This is a genomic window from Pseudomonas sp. M30-35 (assembly GCF_002163625.1).
In the GTDB taxonomy this organism is placed as follows: Bacteria; Pseudomonadota; Gammaproteobacteria; order Pseudomonadales; family Pseudomonadaceae; genus Aquipseudomonas.
Map to the genome: position 1 here is coordinate 2,850,470 of NZ_CP020892.1, position 17,751 is coordinate 2,868,220.

At 54.3% G+C, this 17,751-nt stretch carries 16 protein-coding genes; 3 read left to right on the forward strand and 13 right to left on the reverse strand.

Features of this window, described 5'->3' with window-relative positions; translation table 11 throughout:
- Window positions 1–33: 33 nt before the first annotated feature.
- From acpP to B9K09_RS13120, 6 genes are all read right to left on the reverse strand, one after another.
- Window positions 34–267: an acyl carrier protein gene (acpP, locus tag B9K09_RS13095; protein ID WP_010488922.1), complete on the reverse strand. Its 234-nt coding sequence runs from the start codon at window positions 265–267 to the stop codon at window positions 34–36.
- Between the two features lie 200 nt (window positions 268–467).
- Complete coding sequence (fabG, locus tag B9K09_RS13100) at window positions 468–1,211, reverse strand: 3-oxoacyl-ACP reductase FabG (RefSeq protein ID WP_087517239.1); 744 nt, start codon at window positions 1,209–1,211, stop codon at window positions 468–470.
- A gap of 14 nt (window positions 1,212–1,225) precedes the next feature.
- A complete protein-coding gene (fabD, locus tag B9K09_RS13105) occupies window positions 1,226–2,164 on the reverse strand; it encodes an ACP S-malonyltransferase (protein WP_087517240.1) in 939 nt (312 codons plus the stop codon).
- 107 nt (window positions 2,165–2,271) lie between these two features.
- A complete protein-coding gene (plsX, locus tag B9K09_RS13110; RefSeq protein WP_087517241.1) occupies window positions 2,272–3,282 on the reverse strand; it encodes a phosphate acyltransferase PlsX in 1,011 nt (336 codons plus the stop codon).
- Window positions 3,283–3,284: 2 nt separating this feature from the next.
- Entirely contained in the window at window positions 3,285–3,467 is a 183-nt protein-coding gene (gene rpmF, locus B9K09_RS13115; protein WP_010488930.1) for a 50S ribosomal protein L32, read from the reverse strand.
- 12 nt (window positions 3,468–3,479) lie between these two features.
- Window positions 3,480–4,007: a YceD family protein gene (locus B9K09_RS13120; protein WP_087517242.1), complete on the reverse strand. Its 528-nt coding sequence runs from the start codon at window positions 4,005–4,007 to the stop codon at window positions 3,480–3,482.
- A gap of 253 nt (window positions 4,008–4,260) precedes the next feature.
- Here B9K09_RS13120 and B9K09_RS13125 point away from each other — a divergent pair, with 253 nt between their 5' ends.
- Window positions 4,261–4,839, forward strand: coding sequence for a nucleoside triphosphate pyrophosphatase (locus B9K09_RS13125; RefSeq protein ID WP_087517243.1), 579 nt, complete (start codon window positions 4,261–4,263; stop codon window positions 4,837–4,839).
- 137 nt (window positions 4,840–4,976) lie between these two features.
- On the opposite strand, the gene sppA is transcribed toward B9K09_RS13125, so the two are convergent.
- Genes sppA through rluC form a run of 3 tightly spaced genes read right to left on the reverse strand, consistent with a single transcriptional unit; the run spans window position 4,977 to window position 7,603 of the window.
- Entirely contained in the window at window positions 4,977–5,975 is a 999-nt protein-coding gene (gene sppA, locus B9K09_RS13130) for a signal peptide peptidase SppA (protein WP_087517244.1), read from the reverse strand.
- Window positions 5,965–6,657, reverse strand: a complete 693-nt coding sequence (locus tag B9K09_RS13135; protein ID WP_087517245.1) for an HAD-IA family hydrolase — start codon at window positions 6,655–6,657, stop codon at window positions 5,965–5,967. The genes sppA and B9K09_RS13135 overlap by 11 nt, the downstream gene beginning before the upstream one ends.
- Window positions 6,650–7,603 carry a 23S rRNA pseudouridine(955/2504/2580) synthase RluC gene (rluC, locus tag B9K09_RS13140; protein WP_087517246.1) on the reverse strand — a complete coding sequence of 318 codons (954 nt, stop codon included), beginning with the start codon at window positions 7,601–7,603 and terminating at the stop codon, window positions 6,650–6,652. The genes B9K09_RS13135 and rluC overlap by 8 nt, the downstream gene beginning before the upstream one ends.
- A gap of 579 nt (window positions 7,604–8,182) precedes the next feature.
- Between rluC and rne the strand changes: the two genes are divergently transcribed.
- Window positions 8,183–11,248: a ribonuclease E gene (gene rne / locus B9K09_RS13145; protein ID WP_087517247.1), complete on the forward strand. Its 3,066-nt coding sequence runs from the start codon at window positions 8,183–8,185 to the stop codon at window positions 11,246–11,248.
- Between the two features lie 254 nt (window positions 11,249–11,502).
- Here rne and B9K09_RS13150 read toward each other — a convergent pair whose 3' ends face one another.
- From B9K09_RS13150 to B9K09_RS13165, 4 genes are all read right to left on the reverse strand, one after another.
- On the reverse strand, window positions 11,503–12,471 hold the full coding sequence (locus tag B9K09_RS13150) for a GTP-binding protein (RefSeq protein ID WP_087517248.1): 969 nt from the start codon (window positions 12,469–12,471) through the stop codon (window positions 11,503–11,505).
- Between the two features lie 54 nt (window positions 12,472–12,525).
- Window positions 12,526–14,262, reverse strand: coding sequence for an amidohydrolase (locus B9K09_RS13155; RefSeq protein ID WP_087517249.1), 1,737 nt, complete (start codon window positions 14,260–14,262; stop codon window positions 12,526–12,528).
- A gap of 96 nt (window positions 14,263–14,358) precedes the next feature.
- Window positions 14,359–15,747, reverse strand: coding sequence for a YjiH family protein (locus tag B9K09_RS13160; RefSeq protein WP_256574017.1), 1,389 nt, complete (start codon window positions 15,745–15,747; stop codon window positions 14,359–14,361).
- A gap of 81 nt (window positions 15,748–15,828) precedes the next feature.
- Window positions 15,829–16,572: a class II aldolase/adducin family protein gene (locus tag B9K09_RS13165; protein WP_087517250.1), complete on the reverse strand. Its 744-nt coding sequence runs from the start codon at window positions 16,570–16,572 to the stop codon at window positions 15,829–15,831.
- Between the two features lie 173 nt (window positions 16,573–16,745).
- On the opposite strand from B9K09_RS13165, the gene B9K09_RS13170 reads away from it, so the two are divergent.
- Window positions 16,746–17,645 (forward strand): LysR substrate-binding domain-containing protein, encoded by a 900-nt coding sequence (locus tag B9K09_RS13170; RefSeq protein ID WP_256574018.1) that lies wholly within the window; start codon window positions 16,746–16,748, stop codon window positions 17,643–17,645.
- The last annotated feature ends 106 nt before the right edge of the window (window positions 17,646–17,751 follow it).

Here is a 17,751-nt window from a genome sequence, read left to right on the forward strand (position 1 = left end):
GGCTTTTTCTAATCGGGTAACCGACGATAAACGTTAGGCGTTAGCGGTAACGTAATCGATAGCTTCCTGAACAGAGGTGATCTTCTCAGCTTGCTCGTCCGGGATCTCGGTTTCGAACTCTTCTTCGAGAGCCATCACCAGCTCAACGGTGTCAAGAGAGTCGGCACCCAGGTCTTCAACGAAGGAAGCGCTGTTGGTTACTTCTTCTTCTTTTACGCCCAGTTGCTCAGCAACGATTTTCTTGACGCGTTCTTCGATGGTGCTCATACCGTATTTTCACTCCTAGTTGGACAAATCCAGGCAGCTTGTCTGTGCGGCCAAGTGTATATAAAGGGTTTTTAGCATTTCAAGCTGAATGCAGGGATGCCCCCAAAAAACACTTCAACGATCTGTCTATAAACCTGTTGCATATTTATAACGGATTTTAGACAAAACCTATGACAGTTTTCTGAAGACCGCCGTCACATTTAGCTCATGTACATCCCGCCATTCACAGGGATAGTAGCCCCTGTGACGTATGCTGCGCCATCAGAAGCAAGGAAAGAGACAACATTAGCAATCTCTTGTGCCTGCCCCAAACGGCCCAGCGGAATCTGTGTTAGCAATGCTTCACGCTGTGCTTCCGGCAATTCACGGGTCATATCAGTATCGATAAAACCTGGCGCCACTGCGTTCACTGTAATCGAACGCGAACCTACTTCACGTGCCAGCGCGCGACCAAAACCTTCAAGTCCCGCTTTGGCGGCAGCGTAGTTTACCTGTCCACCGTTGCCCATGGCACCTACTACAGAGCCAATATTGATAATACGACCAAAACGCGCCTTGGTCATACCCCGCAAAACAGCTTTCGACAAGCGATAGAGGCTGTTGAGGTTGGTATCAATGACATCAAACCATTCGTCGTCTTTCATCCGCAACATTAAATTGTCACGGGTGATGCCGGCATTGTTGACCAGAATTAACGGCTGGCCGAACTGTTTCTGAATATTTTCCAGCACGGCGCTGACTGATTCGTCATTGCAAACATCGAGCATCATACCGATGCCTTCGATGTTGTTGGATTTTAGTGTTTCAGTGATACGACCCGCGCCCGACTCAGACGTCGCAGTACCAATCACAACAGCGCCCTGGCGACCCAATTCAAGGGCGATAGCCTGGCCGATACCACGGCTCGCGCCGGTAACCAGTGCAACTTTACCTTGCAAACTCATACTCATTTCCTCAATCAGGCCAACGCCGCACGTGCAGCAGCGAAAGCGTCTGGGGTTTCCAGATTGTGGGTATTGATACCTTTCACACAGCGCTTATTCAAACCCGAAAGCACTTTACCCGGGCCACATTCAACCAGATCAGTGACACCTTGCTCAGACAGGCAAACCATCGATTCAACCCAACGCACCGGGCTGTACAACTGCGCCAAAAGGTCAGCTTTGAGCACTTCAAGGTCAACCACAACTGCCGCACTGACGTTTTGCACCAATGCAATCTGCGGCGTCTGCCAGTCAATTGCCGAAACCGCCGCAGCGAAACGCTCAGCTGCAGGACGCATCAATGCACAGTGAGACGGAACACTGACCGGCAACGCCATGGCACGCTTGGCACCACGCGCCTTGCAGGCATCGATAGCGCGCGCTACAGCGTCAGCACTACCGGCAATAACCACCTGACCCGGAGCATTGAAGTTCACTGCACTGACCACATCACCCTGCGCAGCTTCTGCACAGGCAGCCAGTACGTCAGCGTCTTCAAGACCGAGAATCGCCGCCATACCGCCCTGACCTGCAGGTACCGCTTGCTGCATTAACTGACCGCGATGCTCAACCAACTTCACAGCATCGGCCAGCGTCAGGCTGCCTGCGGCGACTAAAGCCGAATACTCGCCCAAACTGTGCCCAGCGACAAAAGCCGGCTTAGCACCGCCCTCAGCCAACCACAGACGCCACAAGGCAATCGAAGCAGTAAGAATCGCAGGCTGGGTTTTGTCAGTTTGATTGAGTGGCTCTTCCGGGCCTTGCTGAGTCAGCGCCCAGAGATCATAACCAAGCGCCGCGGAGGCCTCGGCAAAGGTATCGATAATGACTTTTTGCTGGGCACCAAGGTCAGCCAGCATGGCCAAGGACTGTGAGCCTTGACCTGGAAAGACGAATGCGAAGGATGCAGACATTTAAACAGATCCCTAGTGTTGTTTAACGTCGGGTAAGTTGGCGCAGAACATCGTCTGTGCACAACACGCTGTCGCTTGGATGTCCGAGCATCCAGTGCAGTCACATTCTAACGCAACAGATCGTCAAGACGACCCTGTAATCGCTGCGGTAGATTTTCTTCGATCTCCGTCAAAGCTCGGCGAATTGCACTCTGAAAGCCTGCATCATCTGCCGCACCATGACTTTTAACAACAATTCCCTGCAAACCCAACAAGCTCGCACCATTATGTTTCGAAGGCGCGAGCTCGCTTTGCAAGCGCTTCAAGAGCGGCAAAACCATAAGCCCCAGCGCACGACTCAGCATGTTACGCGCGAATAAATCACTAATGCGCCCAGAGATCATGCTAGCCAATCCTTCACTGGACTTGAGCACTATATTGCCGACAAACCCATCACATACCACCACATCAGCCACGCCGCGATAGAGACCATCGCCCTCAACAAAGCCGACATAATTAAGCTCAGCATGCTGTTGCAGTAACGCTGCGGCCGCCCTCACCTGCTGATTACCCTTGATTAACTCGGTACCCACATTAAGCAAGCCTACACGCGGCATGCGAACCCCCTGGGCTTCAGCCGCAACAGAACCCATTACTGCAAACTGCAATAGGTTTTCTGCCGAGCAATCAACGTTGGCGCCCAGATCAAGCAAGTAGCAAACGCCGCGCTCGGTCGGCACCGCCGTAATCATCGCCGGACGATCGATCCCCGGTAAAGTTTTAAGCACATAGCGTGACAGAGCCATTAAAGCGCCGGTATTACCCGCACTGACACAGGCATCAGCCTGACCCGCACTGACCAGATCAAGAGCAATACGCATGGAGGCATCCGGCTTATTACGCAAAGCCTGCGCAGGCGACTCATCCATCGCAATCGTTTCACTGGCATGAACAATTTTCAGGCGCGAGCGATCGATATCAGGATGCTGATCAATCAGACGTTGAATAACAGGGGATTGGCCGACGAGGACCAGGTGCAGCGAGGGGTATTTCTGCAGGCAAGCGATACTTGCCGGAACAATGCAGTGAGGACCGAAGTCCCCACCCATTGCATCAATCGCGATGATTGGAGCGGACAAGATTACTCGTCAGCGCCCTTATCAATCACTTTGCGACCCTTGTATACGCCTTCTGGCGATACGTGGTGACGCAGGTGAACTTCACCGGTGCTCTTCTCAACGGACAGAGCGTTGCCTTCGAGGGCGTCGTGTGAACGGCGCATATCGCGGGCGGAACGGGATTTTTTGTTCTGCTGAACAGCCATACTAATTAACTCCTAAACGTTTGGGTCACGCTTTAACTGTGCTAATACACTGAACGGGTTGGACCGCTTTACCTCGTCCTCGCTCGGTTCAGGCTCATCGAGCCCTCCCGGCTGCTGGCAATCATCAGGGTCATGAGCTGGGACAATGGGCAAGGCAAGCAAAAGCTCATCCTCAACCAGCGCAAGCAGATCCAAAGGATCTTCACCCAACTCCAGCACGTCATAGCCTTGCGGCACAGACTGGGTATTCGCACCTTCTTTCACCACAGCGTAATCACATGCGCTTTGGATCGGCAGAGCGACCAGTTCCAGACAACGCTGGCAAACCATTTTGACATCAACCTCAAGCTCACTGTGGAAAACCACAGCATTGCGCTCGTCACGCTCGAAGAAAAACTTCGCGCGCACCATGCCGTCGTTAGCGGCAAGCGGGCTACAGAGCCTTTGTAAATCTGCAAGCGCAATCTCACCCTCAAGGGTGGCAGTGCGATCTGCTAACTTACGCGGATCAACGTGAGGTGGAATCGGTCCATTCGACATAGGCGCCGCATTCTAGGGACGAGACCCGTACCTGTCAAAGGAAATTAGGCCTATCTGCTCTACAAACGACCGGCAACCATCATTAATGACCCCTGCCACCCCATAAAACCAACAATTACAGCAAGTAACCAACGGCGCAAGACGCCAAGCCTGTCGATAAAACAGCAGCCTCTTCAGCCTTTATATTAGACTTTTCAGCCTCGACTACTTGATTGCCACCTCTTAAATAGCCTGAAACCCAACAGGACACCGCATGCTGCCACTGATTCTCGCCTCAAGCTCGCCCTATCGCCGCGAATTGTTGAGCCGCCTTAATATCGAGTTTAGTTGCTACTCGCCCGACATTGACGAAAGCCGCCTACCCGACGAGACACCGGTAGACCTGGTTAAGCGTCTCGCCCTGGAAAAAGCTCAGGCGCTCAGCAGCGCCCAACCACAGCACCTGATCATTGGCTCAGATCAGGTTGCTGTGCTGGACCAGCAGGTACTTGGCAAGCCACACAGCATGGATCGCGCCTTCAGCCAGCTTAGCGCCGCCAGCGGCAAAAGCGTGACCTTCCTGACGGGGCTCGCCCTGCTCAATAGCGCTACCGGTCAGCACCAGGTCGATTGCGTGCCGTTTACCGTGCATTTTCGCACCTTGAGCGCAGAACAGATCCAGCGCTACCTTGAGGTGGAACAGCCGCTCGATTGCGCCGGCAGTTTCAAAGCTGAAGGCTTGGGCGTGAGCCTGTTTCGCAGCACCGAAGGCACTGACGCCAACAGCCTGATTGGCTTGCCGCTGATTCGCCTGGTCGACATGCTTCACAACGAAGGCTGGCAAATCCCTTGAGAGCACTGCTTTATCAATCGGCCAGTTAAACGGCGGATAAAAAAGCCTTATCCACCCTCCTGCACAGGCTGAATAAAGCGCCAGAGACTAAAAAGCCCGGAAAACCGGGCTTTTTTGCTGGATATCAAGCGCCGCGACTAACGCAAAGCAGGCCCTTGAAAACCCATCCACAACGCCAGATCTTCCGCCACGCTCGCCCCAAGCTTCTTGGCGAAGCGGTCTAGCGGCGAATCCTGCACAGTGAAGTCGACCAGCTCTTTTTCGCCGATGACATCGCGCGCAACATAGCTTGCGCTGCCCAGGCCATCGATCAAACCGAGCTTAAGAGCCTGCTCGCCAGACCAGACCAAGCCGGAGAACAAGTCCGGATTCTCGGCAACCTTGAGTCGATCACCACGGCCCTTTTTCACGCTATCGATAAACTGCTGGTGAGTCGTATCAAGCACGCCCTGCCAGAACTGTGTTTCTTCAGCTTTTTGCGGCTGGAACGGATCAAGGAAGGCCTTGTGCTCACCTGAGGTGTATACGCGACGATCCACCCCGAGCTTGTCCATCAGCCCCACAAAACCAAAGCTGGTCGCCGTAACCCCGATAGAACCTACCAGACTGGCTTTGTCGGCGTAGATGTCATCCGCAGCACTGGCGATGTAATAGGCACCGGAAGCACCAATATCACTGATCACCGCATACAACTTAACGTCCGGATGCTTAGCGCGCAGACGCTTGATTTCGTCATAGATGTAGCCCGACTGCACCGGACTACCGCCCGGGCTGTTGATGCGCATAACCACACCCTTGGTGTTTTTATCCTCAAATGCGGCGCGCAGACTGCCAACAATATTGTCGGCACTGGCCGCTTCCTTGTCAGCGATCACACCGCGCACTTCGATCAAGGCAGTGTGAGCAGTACCGGAATCTACAGCACCCTTGCCGAGCTTGAAGATTGGCGAGAACAGCGCCAACGCAACGAACAGATAGATAAATGTCAGCGACTTGAAGAAAATCCCCCAACGACGCGACCGACGCTGCTCTTGCACGCCAGCCAATAAGGTTTTTTCTAACAGCTTCCAACTTTTTTCATCTTCCTTGGATTGCTTAGCGTCGCCCGTCTCAGGCAAATTCCACTCATCCGACATAACTGCCTACCTCAACTCGTTGACTACCTGCGCACGTTTGTAGCCAGCGGCGCAGTTCGATGAACTCTTCAATCGCCAGCGTCGGATTAAACCCACGCAAAACGTCTAATGGCTGGGCGCCATAGCCCACAGCCACGCAATCCATTCCTGCATTGTGCGCCATCTGCAAATCAAACGCAGAGTCGCCCACCATCAGCGCTTGACTTGCCGGCAGATCAAACTCACGCAATAACTGCTCAAGCATCAATGGCTGCGGCTTACTCGCTGTTTCATCTGCGCAGCGGGTTGCATCAAAATAATCAGTCCAACCGCGACCCTGGAGCACACGCTGTAGACCATGACGACCTTTGCCAGTTGCCACAGCCAGTAAATAGCCCTGCTGACGAAATGCCTCAAGCGATTCTTCAACCCCAGCAAACAAGGGCGACGGCTCAGCCTCAAGTTCCAGATATTGCGTACTGTATACACCGCGAAATGCCTGAATCGCAGCACCATCAAGGTGCCCATACAGCGTTGCAATAGCTTCCGGCAAACCCAAGCCGATTATGCCTTTGACCTGGGTGTCCGTGCAGCGAACCAGACCACAGGCATCAGATGCACGGTGCATGGCTTCAACGATACGGCCGATCGAATCAACCAGCGTTCCGTCCCAATCAAAAATCAGCAAGCGGTAATCAGGCACTCAAACGCTCCACGGTCCGCGCCCAGACCTCGTCAACCGGGGCAGACAGCCTCAACTCGCCACCGTCTAACAGCGGCACAACCAACTCATAAGCGTGCAAAAACAGTCGCTTGCCGCCTAATTCACGAATTTCACGACTGAAGTCGTCATCACCGTACTTAGTATCCCCGGCAATGCAGTGCCCAGCGTACTGCGCATGCACACGAATCTGGTGGGTCCGCCCCGTTACCGGCTTGGCTTCGACAATGGTGGCAAACTCGCCAAAGCGGCGCAGCACACGGAAACGCGTCAGCGCTTCTTTGCCTTCATCGTTGACCTCAACCATGCGCTCACCAGAACGCAGGTTGCTCTTTTGCAACGGTGCATTGACCGACTTCTTTGCCGCAGGCCAGTTACCACGCACCAATGCCATGTAGCGCTTATCAACACCATCGCCGCGCAGGGCTTCGTGCAGATGGCGCAACATGCTGCGCTTTTTCGCGATCATCAAAAGACCCGAGGTATCGCGGTCAAGCCGATGCACCAGCTCAAGCTCCTTGGCATCTGGACGCAGCTGGCGGAACGCCTCGATCACACCGTAATTGAGGCCACTGCCACCATGCACCGCAATGCCTGCGGGCTTGTTGATCACCAGCAGCGCTTTGTCTTCATAAACAATGGACGCCTCAAGACGCTCAAGCAGGCCTTGAGCCAAAGGTGCAGGCTCATCACGCTCAGGCAACCGCAACGGCGGTACACGGACGATATCGCCCGCCTGGATTTTATATTCAGGCTTGATCCGACCTTTATTTACCCGCACTTCGCCTTTACGCAAGATGCGGTAAATCAATGTCTTTGGCACACCCTTTAGTTGGGTGCGCAGAAAGTTATCAATGCGCTGGCCGGCAAGTTCCGGCGCAACCTCAATCAGCTGAACGCCGGAGGTTGGAGGGGAAGGATTTGTCATTGCGCAATGATAACAATTTTTATGGATTTGAAGCACTTAATCATTGCTGTTATAGTCGCGAATGCCGCCAAAAGCGGTCTGGTTCGGAGATGATCGCTAAATTGCCATCCCAACCAACGCAACCCATTTTGGACGCAAGGCCGTCCGACGGGTTCTTCAGAGCTAGATAGGCCTTTTAAGGCCCTCGAAGAATTCGGAAATAAAGCCTCAAACATAATGATGCGCAACTTTCCCCTTTGGAGAGTTGCGGTAATAGCCAACCCGCTACGGATTTTGCGAGCGGCACAGGATTTTCAGCGATACGTGTAAGGTGGAGATGTACAGCAGCTGGTTTGCGTAGCAATGAGCTTTATCAAGACGCCTTATCTCGTCCGCTACCATCTGCTGATTCCTCCTCCTGACTTAGTGCTTACTGTCACATACAGCGAGCAGGAGACGTCTGTCGCGGCCCAGCACAATTGGCTGACCGTCGCTCGACAATGAAACGCCTTACAACCGTTTCTGACGCGCCTAACACCGACTCTGAAAGTCGTGTTTGCCGAACGCCGCTTCCGATGCAACGGAAACCGACGGTACTACATGAAAAGAATGCTGATTAACGCGACTCAACCCGAAGAGTTGCGTGTTGCTCTAGTCGACGGCCAACGCCTCTATGACTTAGACATTGAATCTGGCGCTCGGGAACAGAAAAAGGCCAACATCTATAAAGGCCGTATCACCCGCGTTGAACCAAGCCTCGAAGCCGCTTTCGTCGACTTCGGCTCAGAACGTCACGGTTTTCTCCCCCTCAAAGAAATCTCCCGCGAGTATTTCAAAAAAGCTCCCGACGGCCGCGTCAACATCAAAGATGTGCTGAGCGAAGGTCAGGAAGTTATCGTTCAAGTTGAAAAAGAAGAGCGTGGCAACAAGGGCGCAGCCCTGACCACCTTCATCAGCTTAGCCGGTCGTTACCTGGTACTGATGCCGAACAACCCTCGAGCTGGCGGCATCTCACGTCGCATTGAAGGTGAAGAGCGTAACGAGTTGCGCGAAGCCCTCAACGGCTTGAACGCTCCAGTAGACATGGGCTTGATCGTTCGCACCGCCGGCCTCGGCCGCAGCAGCGAAGAAATGCAGTGGGACCTCGATTACCTGCTGCAACTGTGGAGCGCTATTAAAGAAGCCTCGCAAGACCGCGCTGCGCCATTCCTGATCTACCAGGAAAGCAATGTCATCATCCGCGCCATCCGCGACTACCTGCGCCAAGACATCGGTGAAGTTCTGGTTGATAGCGTTGAAGCGCAGGAAGAAGCCCTGAGCTTTATCCGCCAAGTGATGCCGCAGTACGCAAGCAAGATCAAGCTGTACGAAGACAGTGTTCCCCTGTTCAATCGCTTCCAGATCGAAAGCCAGATCGAAACTGCTTTCCAGCGTGAAGTGAAACTGCCTTCCGGCGGCTCGATCTTCATCGACCCAACAGAAGCACTGGTCTCGATCGACATCAACTCGGCGCGCGCCACTAAAGGCAGCGACATCGAAGAAACGGCCCTGCAGACCAACCTTGAAGCAGCTGAAGAAATCGCGCGCCAACTGCGCCTGCGTGACATCGGCGGCCTGATCGTTATCGACTTCATCGACATGACGCCGGCGAAAAACCAGCGCGCTGTTGAAGAGAAAGTCCGCGAAGCACTTGAAGCTGACCGCGCCCGCGTACAAGTGGGTCGTATCTCACGCTTCGGCCTGTTGGAAATGTCGCGTCAGCGCCTGCGTCCATCACTCGGCGAAACCAGCGGTATTGTCTGTCCGCGTTGCAACGGCCAAGGCATCATCCGTGATGTCGAGTCGCTGTCGCTGGCAATCCTGCGCCTGATCGAAGAAGAAGCCCTGAAAGACCGCACTGCTGAAGTTCGCGCTCAGGTGCCGATTCCAGTTGCCGCCTTCCTGCTTAACGAAAAACGCAACTCGATCACCAAGATCGAACTGCGCACCCGTGCGCGCATCGTCATTCTGCCGAACGATCACCTCGAGACGCCGCACTTCGAAGTACAGCGTCTGCGTGACGACAGCATGGAAGCGCAAACAACTCAGTCCAGCTATGAAATGGCCACCACTGAAGTTGAAGAAGAGAAACCAGTAAGCGGCACCCGCACTCTGGTTCGCCAGGAAGCTGCAATCAAAGCGGCCCCGCCTCGCTCGGCACCAACGCCGACCGAAACCCTTGCGCCTGTCACTGCTCCTGAGCCAAGCCTGTTCAAAGGCCTGGTCAAGTCGCTGGTGAGCTTGTTTGCGACCAAGGAAGAAGAAAAACCAGTCGTTGTCATTGAGAAGAAGTCTGAGCGCCCTGCGCGTAACGATGAACGTCGCAATGGCCGCCAGCAAAACCGCAACCGTGGTGGCCGTCGTGACGGTCGCGACGAAGAGCGTAAGCCGCGCGAAGAACGTGCCCCACGTGAAGAACGCCAACCACGCCAGCCGCGTGAAGAGCGCGCACCACGTGAAGAGCGTCAACCACGCGAAGTTGTAGAAGTTCGTGAACCGCAGGAAAACCGTCAGTCGCGCCCACCTCGCGAGCGCAAGCCGCGTGAAGAGCGTCAAGTACGTGAACTGCGCGAGCCGCTGGATGCTCCGAGCGAAAACGCCGGTGAAGCAGTTGCCAACGAGCGCCCACAACGCGAGCCGCGCCAACCGCGTCAGCCACGCGAAGAGCGTCAACCGCGCAAGGAGCAAACTGCAGCAGCGACTGAAGATGAAGAGCTGAGCAGCACTGAGAATACTCAGGATGATGATCAAGACAACAACGAGAACGAGCGCCCACGTCGCCGTTCACGCGGTCAGCGTCGTCGCAGCAATCGTCGTGAGCGTCAGCGTGATGCAAACGGCAATGTGATTGAAAATGCAGATGAAAACAGCGAAGAAACAACAGCCGTAGCTGCTACTGTAATCGCCAGTGCTGCCGTTGCTGAGGCTGTTGAAGCCGCTCAACCTGCTGCTGAATCCGCAAGCGACGAAGCTCAAGCTCAACCTGAAGTTCAAACTGAAGCACCGCAGCGTCAAAGCCGCAAGCAATATGCAGAACAAGCCCCTGCAGCCGAAACCGAAGCCACTCCGGCAGAGGTAAAAGCTGAAGAAGCAGCACCTGCAGAAGTTGCCGAGCCAGTTGTCGCTCAACCAACACCTGAAGTTGCAGCTGAGCCAGTCGCGCCTGAAACGCCAAAAGCTGAGCCTGTTGCTGAAGTCGTTGAAGTTGTTGAAGCAACTGTTGAACCAACTGTTGAACCAACTGTTGAGCCAGTCGTTGAAGCCAAAGTTGAACAGGTTAGTGAGGCAGTTGCAGAGGTTGCAGCTCCCGAGCCAATCGCTCCAGTAGCTGAACCTGCTGCTGAGCCAGTAGTAGAAACGCCTGCGCCAGCACCGGTAGTCGTCCCAAGCAATGGCCGCGCACCAAACGACCCTCGCGAAGTTCGTCGCCGCAAACGCGAAGAAGAGCGTTTGGCCCGTGAGGCTGCTCAAGCTGCCGAAGCGGCTCCGGTTGTTGTCGAAGTCCCAGCCGAGGCGCCTGCTCCTGTTGAAGCACCAGAGGTGACTGAAGCAGCTGAACCAGAAGCCAAAGAAGCTGAAAAAACTGAAGAGCAACAGACTGATGATGCGCATAAGCCGCAAGTCTGAGGCTACTCAGTAAAATGAAAAGGGACGCTTCGGCGTCCCTTTTTCATATCCGCTGATACCCTCGAACAAGATTGGTGGTTGAAAAAAGCGTCAACCACCCTACAGATTCATGCCTCCGTAGGGTGTGGCAACGCGAAGCTTGCCCACCAGAGGTCAAGCGCTCAACAACCCAAGATTGGAATACTCAGCTGGATTTTCGGAGCGGTAAATGGTGGCTGAAAAAGCATCAACCACCCTACCGGTCTAGCAAATGGCTATGCGATGCACTTTTCAAATGCAGCTTGCAGGCTCGCCGGATTGATCGCGTCATGCGTACCAATAACAATCAGCTGGCTGTAAGGCTGGGTATCACGCCAGTCTTCGGCAAGTTTGATCTCGCTTCGACTGCCAACTAAGTGCAGCACGCTGCGCTGCTGGGGTGCTTCTGCGATGTAGCAGATGCCTTTGGCCCGATAAATATTCGCAGGTAAGGCGGCTAGCGTCTGACGCAACGCTGTCAGCGAGAGAGGTTGATCTGATTGCCAGCTCCAGGTCGCAAAAACTGACCCATGATTAGATTCAGCTACAGCTCCCCCCAACACGCTAGCCGAGGTCACCGGTTTGAGCTTAGGCTCAACACTCAGGCGCCCTACTCCCAATATCAATTCGAGCGGCACATCGCAGTGCTGGGCTTGCAGCAAGCGAACATTCGGGTACAGCCAGCGCGAGCGCAAAGCTGTGACCTGCTCATCACTGACCTGATCGATCTTGTTGAGCACAATAATGTCTGCGGCATCGAGCTGATCCATGGCCAGTTGAGCCATTTCCCCCTTGAGCCCCTCGAACTGAGCTGCATCGACCACAGTGACAATACTGTCGATATTCAGAGCGTCGCGAAATTGCGGGTAACGCAAGGTATTGGCAATTTTCTGGGGGTTGGATACGCCACTGGCCTCAATCACGATGTATTCGGGACGATTCTCGCGACTGCTCAGCAGGCGGCTTAACTGTTCGATCAAATCGCTTTCCACGGTGCAGCATATGCAGCCATTGGTAAGACTTACGGTGGTCTGAGTCTGGCTGACGATAAGCTGGCTATCGATATTGATCGCACCAAAATCATTGACCATCACCGCCATGCGCAACCCATGATCACCATTGAGTATGCGATTGAGCAGCGTGGTCTTACCTGCACCCAAGAAGCCGGAAACAATAGTCACCGGGATGCTCTGTCTTCTGTTCATAAGCCTTAAGCCTCAACGCTGTTAAGCAAGGCCTTCCAGCCTTGCTGATATCCATCAAAAGTCAGGTAATTCACCCTGCCAGATCGCCGCATGATCGGTGTCATCGAACTCACCCAAGCGGTCCCACATCACTTCACCTTCGAGCACCGTCAATTGCACCTGAGTGTTATGGATGTTGCCCTTGGGGCTCTGCGCGAACAGGTCGCGATCGAGCACGATCAAATCAGCCGACTTACCCACTTCGATCGAACCGGCCTTGTCATCAATCCCCATGCACCAGGCGCCATTGATGGTCATTACCCGAATAGCCTGCTCCAGGGTGATCGGATTGCCATAGAAGCAACCGTCTACATCACCAAATGGATTCTCGCGGGTAATCATCGCCTCAAAGCCAATCCACGGATTAATGCTGGAAACCGGCCAATCAGTGCCCATCACCGCAACTCCACCGGCCTCCAAAACACCTTTGAAGTTGTAGGCGCGCTGCATGCGATCCTCACCAAAAACGGCACGGGCATTAGCAAAGGAAGATGGGAACCAGCCAACCGGAGAGAACTCAGCCGTCACCTGCAGCTCAGCAAAGCGCGGCAAGTTTGCATCGAGCAAAGTGGTGCTGTGCGCACACTGATGACGTACTCCACTGTCACCGTTGCGCCGACGCGCTTCGGCCACGGCATCAAGGAACAAGTCAGAAGCGCCATCACCGGTGCAATGGGCAATCACCCGCACCCCCTTGCGATCCATATCTACAACCATGTCGCTGATATGTTCAGGCGTCAGGTTTAGGTGGCCGCGCCAACTGCTTTCGCCGGGCCAGGCGCTCGACAGATAAGACGAACGCGATTCATGGGTGCCGTCAAAGTGAAACTTCACCGCGTTGGCATTGAGCCTGGCACTGCGATAGAAATGCCGCTCACCTGCCAGCAACTCCCAACGCCGCTTGACCGGAAAAATGTCGTCCTGCCAGCTAATTGCCGCTTCCACACGCACCGTCAGCTCACCAGCCTGATCGATCGATTTCAGCGCATTGAGACGATGCTCGCAAACATGCACATACTTGGTGCCAACCACACCATGGCCACTCTGGAACTGCACGCCTTCACGGTAAGCACGCTTCAATGCATGTTGCGGGGTTGGCGGCATGGCGGCGTGAATCAGCGCGTAGGCACCGTCAACTAATATCCCCGTGGGCTCGCCAGTAATGCTGTCACGCTCGATATAACCGTGACGCGGGTCCATGGTCTCAGCATCAATACCCGCCATTTCCAGCGCTTTGGAGTTGACCATCATGCAACCCCAGGAGCGATCAAGAATCGCCACCGGGCGATCCGGCATAAAGCTATCCAGCCACTCACGGTCCGCCACCAAGCCTGCTTGCTTGAAGGTGTAGCGCACGAAATATTGGCCATAGACCCAGCCGTCACCGGGGTTGGCTGCGGCGTAGTCAAGGACTGACTGTTTGACCTGTTCAGGCGTCGGATCATCCAGACCAATTGCCAGATCACCGGAATAACCCGGCGCCAACGCCAGATCAGGATGGGTGTGCATGTCGTACAAGCCGGGCATTACAAAGCGCCCCTTGAGATCCAGGACCCGGGTTTGCTCGCCAATAAACGGCGCCACGCTTTGGTAATCGCCCACCGCCACAAAACGGCCGTGCTTGATTGCGACCGCTTCAGCCCACGACTGCTGATTATCAACGGTATAAATGCGCCCGTTTATCAGTACCAGTTCAGCAGCACCGAGTGCGCCGGGGATGTTGGAAGAAAGGAAGTTATCGGACTTGGCCATCGAATGAACCTCGAAACAGGCGGATTATTCTCTACGAATTAAAAAGATGCTCCAGCTGCGGGACAAACGCTGGAGCATCAAAGACAGAAGTTTGAGTTACAGCACCAAGTGCGCCATAAGCGATAGAACGGGCAAGGAAATCAGCACCCGAAGGATGTAGATCACCAGCAAGTCGTGGAGCTTCAAACCGAAATTAGCGCGAATCAAAATGATCGCGGCTTCAGTGAAGAAAATGATCTGGGTGACGGCAACACCGACCAGCACAAAGCGAGTGATTTCACTTTCGATCCCGGAAGCCAGGATCGACGGCATAATGCTGTCGACAATCCCAGCCAGCAGTGCAGGGGCTGCCTCTGCGGCCTGTGGAATTTGCAGCAACTCCAGGTAAGGCACGAGCGGCATCGACAATACGTGAAACACAGTGGTGTATTTGATCAGTGCCAACCCCGCGCAACCGATCAACATCATCGCCGGATAAACCGAAATCGCGATATCAGCGCTGATGTGCACACCTTGCTTGATCAGTTCCAGCGGGCTGCTGGCTTTTTCTGCACGCTGGATTGCGCGACTCAGGCCGAGGGCAAACAAGCCTTGGCTCTTGTCGTCATCCGTCACCAACTGCTTACCGACACTTGGCTCATAGCTATTGAGCTTGCCACGCAATGGCGGCAGTTTTGGCACGATAAGGGCGCAGATAATCCCGGTAACAGCCACCGACAGATACCACTGAATAAACACGTGTTCCATGCCGATCAGCTTGAGTAGCAGATAGGAATAAGCGATGGATACGATCGAGAAGTTGGTCGAAATTACACAGGCTTCGCGGCTGGTATAGAAACCACCCCGATATTGCTGGGTTGTGAGCATAATGCCCACGCTCGACGCTGACAGCCACGATGCAGCGCAGTCAACCGCAGCACGCCCTGGCAAGCCAAACAGCTTTTCAAACACGCGACTGACCAATGTGCCGATAAATTCCATCAGGCCAAAGTCAGTCAGCAACGGCAGTAAAATGGCTGAAAGCAGGTAAATCGCCAGTACCACTGGACCAACGTCATAGAGCATGACCCCGCCAGTATCGCGGCTCCAGATCCACTCGGGACCCACCTCGAAATAGACCATGAACATCAGCACCGCGCCGATAACTCGCACAGCTGTCCAAGCCAGGCTGGGGTTGAACAGCTGAATGAAGCGATTCGGGTTGTTCCGCAGTGGGCTAAAACGTACTAACAACGTTATGAGGCTAGGAACCGTCGCCACAACAACGGTGGCCGGCACCATCATCGGTTTAAGCACATCGTTTACGTAGTCGATGATGAACGCGATCATCACGGTGAAACGCCCATCAATACTCAGCGGCGTCAGGAACAGCAACACGCCAAACAACGTTGGAATGATGAAACGCAACAGTTGCTTGGTGGTATAGGGCCCCAGGGGCGCCCCCTGTCGACTTGATGGCGTTTGTGTCTCGGTTGATTCCAGCATGTTGTCACCTTTTTTATAGTTGTGGTGCTGCTTGGCTTGCACGCAGTTCTAGTTGTTAAAGTCTCAAGATTGCGTTTGTGTTCAATCGCGAAATGAGCGGTCAAGACGATCCAGGCGGCGTAACTCTGCCTGCCAGACCAGATCGACACTCTCTTGGTGATAAGCCGGATGCTCAAATTGACGGGCCGTCAATTCGCAGTCTTCATCCGAGGGAACAATCAAGGGGCGCCCGGCTTTCATTGCTTCAAGCTGAATTTCACAAGCTTTGTTCAGGTAGAACATAAAGAAATAGGCTTCAGCGACACTGCGACCCACAGTGAGCAAGCCGTGATTTCGCATGATTGCGCAGTTCTTGTTACCCAACGCACCCACGATTCGCTCGCGCACTTCCAGGTCCAGCGGGATCCCTTCGTAATCGTAGTAAGCCACACGGTTATAGAAGGCCATGTTGGTTTGATTAAGCGGCAACAACCCCTCCTCCAGCGCCGCAACGCCCATGCCTGCAAGTGTATGGGTATGCATCACGCACACCGCATCGTGGCGCTGCATATGAACGGCACTGTGCACGGTGAAACCCGCGGGATTGACTTCAGGGCTGCTGGCATCAAGCTTCTTGCCGTTGACATCGATACCGACCAGATTGGAGGCGGTGATCTCTTCAGGAAGCAGGCCGTATTGATTGATCAGGAATGCCGGTTCAGCCGAGGGCAGACGCACAGAAACATGGGTAAACACCTGATCGGCCCATCCATTAAGTTGCAGCAATCGATACGCGGCAGCCAAGTCGGTGCGCAGGGATTGTTCGGTAGTCGAATTATTATGCATGGAAGCTCCTCAGGCGATTTGGCAGAGCTGAGAAAACCTGCGACCAGTAATTTGACCGCATGAGGTCTGCATACAGCTGCGTGCTAATGTTATGCGCCGAGAGTAAGCGGCTTGTGAGTTGACGAATATCGACTTATTCTTGCCTAAGTCATTCCATAACGTCATGAACTATTGTGCGCAGACAACTTCCCAGCATGATTTCCCTGAGCTGTTTTTCGGCCTTCGCTCGTCATATGAGCGTGACCAAGGCCGCGGAAGAGCTGAGCCTGACGCAAAGTGCAGTCAGCCGGCAGATCAAAAACCTTGAGGATATGCTCGGCTGCTCACTGGTCGAGCGAGTCAAGCAGCGCCTGCAACTTACTGACAATGGCCGGCAGTACGTGCAGGAAATCAGCCTGCTACTGGATCAGATCGAGGCAGCGACTCATCAAGTGCGCAACAGCCATGCGGGACATCTTCGCGTCGGCGCCGAGCCCTCCTTCACCACCCGTTGGCTACTGCCGAAACTCCGGGATTACGCACGCTTACACCCCGAGATCGACCTCGAAATAATGAATGACTTGCGCCGTTTGTATGATGGCCATGAAGGTTATGACGTTGGCATTCTCTACGGCGACGGCAACTGGCCGGAGTTTGATTCGCAGTTTCTGATGCGCGGTGAGATGGTTGCAGTCTGCACCCCGGAGCTGCTGGAAAAACACGGTGAGATCATCGAGCGCCGCGACATTCTGCGCTACCCGCTTCTGCACCACGCGGCTCACTCACCGCAATTCAGGTCATCCACCCAGCTTTGGCTGGATGACGCCGGGCTTAGCCAGAAAGAGATTGAAATGTTACCGGGACAACGCCTGGAGCATTTCCAATTCGTCCTCGATGGCGCGCTCCACGGCTTGGGAGCCACTGTATTGCCGCGTTTCTTTGTTACTCAGGAAGTCGATACCGGGCGCCTTAAAATCGCCTGCCAAACGCCACTCAACTGTGGGGAATATTATGTGGTTGTGCCCAAGCTCAACCGCGACCCCAAAGTCGTTCATTTCGCCCAATGGCTGCTGCAATGGCGCGAGCAAGAGTAAGGTATAAAGTCGCTACGGCGCACATCAAGCCCGTGTAAACCCCTGAGTAGAGTGTCCTTGGGCCTTAAATTGACACCTATGTTATCGATAACATAGACTCGATCAT

Coding starts and splice junctions, on each gene's coding strand:
- B9K09_RS13155 (WP_087517249.1), bottom strand. CDS start 14,262: ATGGCCAAGTCCGATAACTTCCTTTCTTCCAACATCCCCGGCGCACTC.
- acpP (WP_010488922.1), bottom strand. CDS start 267: ATGAGCACCATCGAAGAACGCGTCAAGAAAATCGTTGCTGAGCAACTG.
- rpmF (WP_010488930.1), bottom strand. CDS start 3,467: ATGGCTGTTCAGCAGAACAAAAAATCCCGTTCCGCCCGCGATATGCGC.
- B9K09_RS13120 (WP_087517242.1), bottom strand. CDS start 4,007: ATGTCGAATGGACCGATTCCACCTCACGTTGATCCGCGTAAGTTAGCA.
- B9K09_RS13165 (WP_087517250.1), bottom strand. CDS start 16,572: ATGCATAATAATTCGACTACCGAACAATCCCTGCGCACCGACTTGGCT.
- fabG (WP_087517239.1), bottom strand. CDS start 1,211: ATGAGTTTGCAAGGTAAAGTTGCACTGGTTACCGGCGCGAGCCGTGGT.
- sppA (WP_087517244.1), bottom strand. CDS start 5,975: ATGTCGGATGAGTGGAATTTGCCTGAGACGGGCGACGCTAAGCAATCC.
- B9K09_RS13125 (WP_087517243.1), top strand. CDS start 4,261: ATGCTGCCACTGATTCTCGCCTCAAGCTCGCCCTATCGCCGCGAATTG.
- rne (WP_087517247.1), top strand. CDS start 8,183: ATGAAAAGAATGCTGATTAACGCGACTCAACCCGAAGAGTTGCGTGTT.
- fabD (WP_087517240.1), bottom strand. CDS start 2,164: ATGTCTGCATCCTTCGCATTCGTCTTTCCAGGTCAAGGCTCACAGTCC.
- B9K09_RS13150 (WP_087517248.1), bottom strand. CDS start 12,471: ATGAACAGAAGACAGAGCATCCCGGTGACTATTGTTTCCGGCTTCTTG.
- rluC (WP_087517246.1), bottom strand. CDS start 7,603: ATGACAAATCCTTCCCCTCCAACCTCCGGCGTTCAGCTGATTGAGGTT.
- B9K09_RS13160 (WP_256574017.1), bottom strand. CDS start 15,747: ATGCTGGAATCAACCGAGACACAAACGCCATCAAGTCGACAGGGGGCG.